3 protein-coding genes are annotated in these 3151 nt (G+C 37.4%); all 3 read right to left on the bottom strand.

Annotated features, from left to right (window positions below; all coding sequences use genetic code 11):
* Positions 1-47: 47 nt before the first annotated feature.
* Positions 48-950 carry a GyrI-like domain-containing protein gene (locus tag SFA27_RS23140; protein ID WP_407295220.1) on the bottom strand — a complete coding sequence of 301 codons (903 nt, stop codon included), beginning with the start codon at positions 948-950 and terminating at the stop codon, positions 48-50.
* A gap of 214 nt (positions 951-1164) precedes the next feature.
* Positions 1165-2379, bottom strand: coding sequence for a TCR/Tet family MFS transporter (locus SFA27_RS23145; protein ID WP_407295222.1), 1215 nt, complete (start codon positions 2377-2379; stop codon positions 1165-1167).
* A gap of 37 nt (positions 2380-2416) precedes the next feature.
* A complete protein-coding gene (locus SFA27_RS23150; RefSeq protein WP_264518991.1) occupies positions 2417-3139 on the bottom strand; it encodes a thioesterase II family protein in 723 nt (240 codons plus the stop codon).
* Positions 3140-3151 lie beyond the last annotated feature (12 nt).

The raw sequence follows: 3151 nt of genomic DNA on the forward strand, positions 1-3151 counted from the left end.
TAAAAAATTTATTACCGAAAGGCATTCTTTTGCTACCGAATGGGAAATTAGTGAATCGGAATACAAAAATCAACGATCATTTTTCCTTCCGGATGCTCTTTAAAATTAGAGTGATAGATTTCGTAAGGAAAGGTTCTTCTGGTAGTGTAATTGTTCTCATTCATCCATAAAAACAAAGAAACCCAGCATTGCTCGAAGTCTTTGAGCGTTACTTCCCCGCTTCCAACAATATATTTTCCGGCTTCTATGGCTTCTGAAAAAACTTCTCCCTGTGTTTCATTCAATTTTTCATCCAAAAGCATACATGCATGAATCCTAACCTTATCGGCAGGAGTTACCTTGAAACTGTCATGATAAACGGAAATCATTTTGACTTTTTCCCGCGGAAAAAGGTTTTTTCTGATAGCCCAGTCTATTAATACATTGAAAGAAGATTCCACATTGGCAATTCCAAGGCTCATCACAGATGCCAGATTCATTTCCGGCATTTCTTTTACTTCGATTTTTAAATTCATATTGGTCCAATTTAATAGGTTTTCAATATTGCAAATGTATTGGCTGAAAACCGTATCAATTTGTCCGTTCTTGCTATGTGTTTGTAAAATCTTGTGAAATTTTTCCGGAGCTGATCTGCGAAATTCTGTAGGAGGCAGACCGTAATGTTTTTTGAATGTTTTGCAAAAGGCTGAGTGGTTTGAAAATCCAAGATTCCAATAAATTTCTTTGATCTCCATGTTCTTATGCACCGCCAGATGAAGGGCACTTTTTTCTATTTTCTTTCTGATAATATAGCTCTGAAGGGTCTCTCCGGTAACGAGTTTAAATATTCTGTGAAAGTGAAACGGTGAATAGGCACTGATCTCTGCAATTTTTTCAAGAGAAAGATCAGCGTCAAGATTCGAATCAATGTATTGTATTGTTTTTACAATCCGTTTTTTATATGCTTCCAAAATAAAAGGTGTAGAATCACAAAGGTATTGATCCTAAACACATTTCAGTTGTCTATTATTGCTAAATAATGCGGCTTCATAAATTTATAAATGCAAAATTTTATTTTTAGGAAGCTAAGAATAATTCGATTATCAATCGATTTTAGGAAGCTTATATTTCATAGAATAAGTAATTGATTCTCTTTTATTTTCTTGAAAAACTCATTCGTTTTTATTAATTATCTTTTCTCATAGCAAGATATATACAAAAGCTCCCAATGACAGCTAAAACGGCTCCTAAAATAAAGGGTGCTCCACTGAAGAGAACCGGCGCCCGAGGAGAGGTAAAATAAGCAAATACCCAGGTCATCAGCAATGGTCCGAAAATAGAGGTTAAGCTAAGGACACTGGTAAGGCCTCCCTGCAACAGCCCCTGTTTATTATCTGGGACTTTTGAGGAAATCATGGCCTGAAGTATTGGAGATGCCATTCCTCCCAAGGCATAAATAGCAATTACCACAAACATCATCCATCCTTTGTTGGTTATTCCGAATAGCAGCATGCTCAGACAAAAGAATGCCAGGAAAATAATTACTGATTTCTTCTGGCCCAGCTTATTGATAAAGAGTCCAATTAATCCTCCCTGGAAGATAACCATCAACAGTCCTAAAAATCCCATTGAATAACCTATCATATCCTCTTTCCAGTTAAATTTATCCATGACATATACGCTCCACGAGCTTTGTACGGAATGTCCCGCCAAGGCAATGAGAATAAAGGCAATGATAAATGAGGGTGCTAAAATCTCTCTATCCAGACTTTTTATTACTCCAATCGGATTGGCTGTTTTCCAGGAAAATGGGCGGCGGTTACTTTCTGACAAAGACTCTGGGAGAACAAAAAAACCATATACCAGATTCAGTAAGCTTAATCCGGCAGCGGCATAAAAAGGAATTCTTTCTCCATATTGTCCTAGAGCTCCTCCTATAACCGGCCCAATAATCATCCCTACTCCGGCAACGGCACTCATAATGCCAAAATATTGTCCTCTTTTCTCTGGAGTACTGATATCTGAAATATAGGCTGCCGCTGTTGTCATACTGGAACCCATTATTCCATTGATGATTCTTCCTACAAACAACCAAGCAATATCAGGTGCCAATGCAAGAATGAGATAATCTATTCCAAGTCCCAACAATGAACATAAAAGCACCGGTCTCCGTCCATATCTATCACTTAAGCCACCCAAAACAGGGGCAAACAAAAACTGCATTAAAGCATATATGGATATAAACCATCCAATATACTGGGCAGTGATACTGATATTATCTGCATTTGACAGTTTTGTAATCAAAGTAGGCAGTACAGGCCCAATGATTCCTATCCCAATGATATCAATAAGGACTGTAATGTAGATAAAGGTTAATGCGTGTTTTTTTCTTCCAGGCATAGGTAAGGTTTTACTTTATGAATGAATTAGATATTTATTATTTAGCTGCTGCAGTATTCATGAGGTTTTTGATTACCTGCGACAGATAGTTGAAATTCTGATTGATAAAGAAATGGTTTCCGTTGACGATCTGACATTCACATTCTGCTTCAGTATAATTAGCCCAGTTTCTTATATTCAGTGCGTATTTTTCGCTCTTCCCCATTACTGCATAAATGGGAGTTTTTATTTTTATGTTAGGAATCTGGTTACTTTTACTTTCCAGAAGTCCGAAATCTCCTCTCAAAACAGGTTCAAAAAAGTCTAATAATTCTTCATATTGCAGCACCTCATCGGAAATTCCACCCAGTTTTCTTACTTCAGCAAAAAATTCTGTTTTAGGAAGATGTGCAATTGGTGTACTTTCTTTTATTCCTGGGCCCGGATATCCCGTAGCTACAAAATGTACGGGTGCATCGCTATCTTTTTCTAGGGCTCCGCAAATTTCAAATCCCAATATAGCTCCCATACTGTGACCGTAAATCAAATAGGGAACATTTTTATTCCGTGCTTGTTTTATTTGTTCCAGTATGTCCGTTAAAGCTTCATTCTTATTTTTCAAAGGAGGTTCTGACATTCGGTCTCCTCTTCCCGGAAGTTCCGGAGTTTCTACCTGAAAATGAGGCTGCAAATTTTCTATTAAAGGGCGAAAAGAGTTTCTGTCTCCGCCGGCATAGTGCAACAAAAATATTTGTGGTTTTAGTGATGTGGTTCTGTTCATGGGGTTTTCTTT

The sequence above is a fragment of the Chryseobacterium sp. HR92 genome (assembly GCF_045689405.1).
Lineage (GTDB): Bacteria > Bacteroidota > Bacteroidia > Flavobacteriales > Weeksellaceae > Chryseobacterium > Chryseobacterium viscerum_A.

Coding starts and splice junctions, on each gene's coding strand:
- SFA27_RS23145 (WP_407295222.1), bottom strand. CDS start 2,379: ATGCCTGGAAGAAAAAAACACGCATTAACCTTTATCTACATTACAGTC.
- SFA27_RS23150 (WP_264518991.1), bottom strand. CDS start 3,139: ATGAACAGAACCACATCACTAAAACCACAAATATTTTTGTTGCACTAT.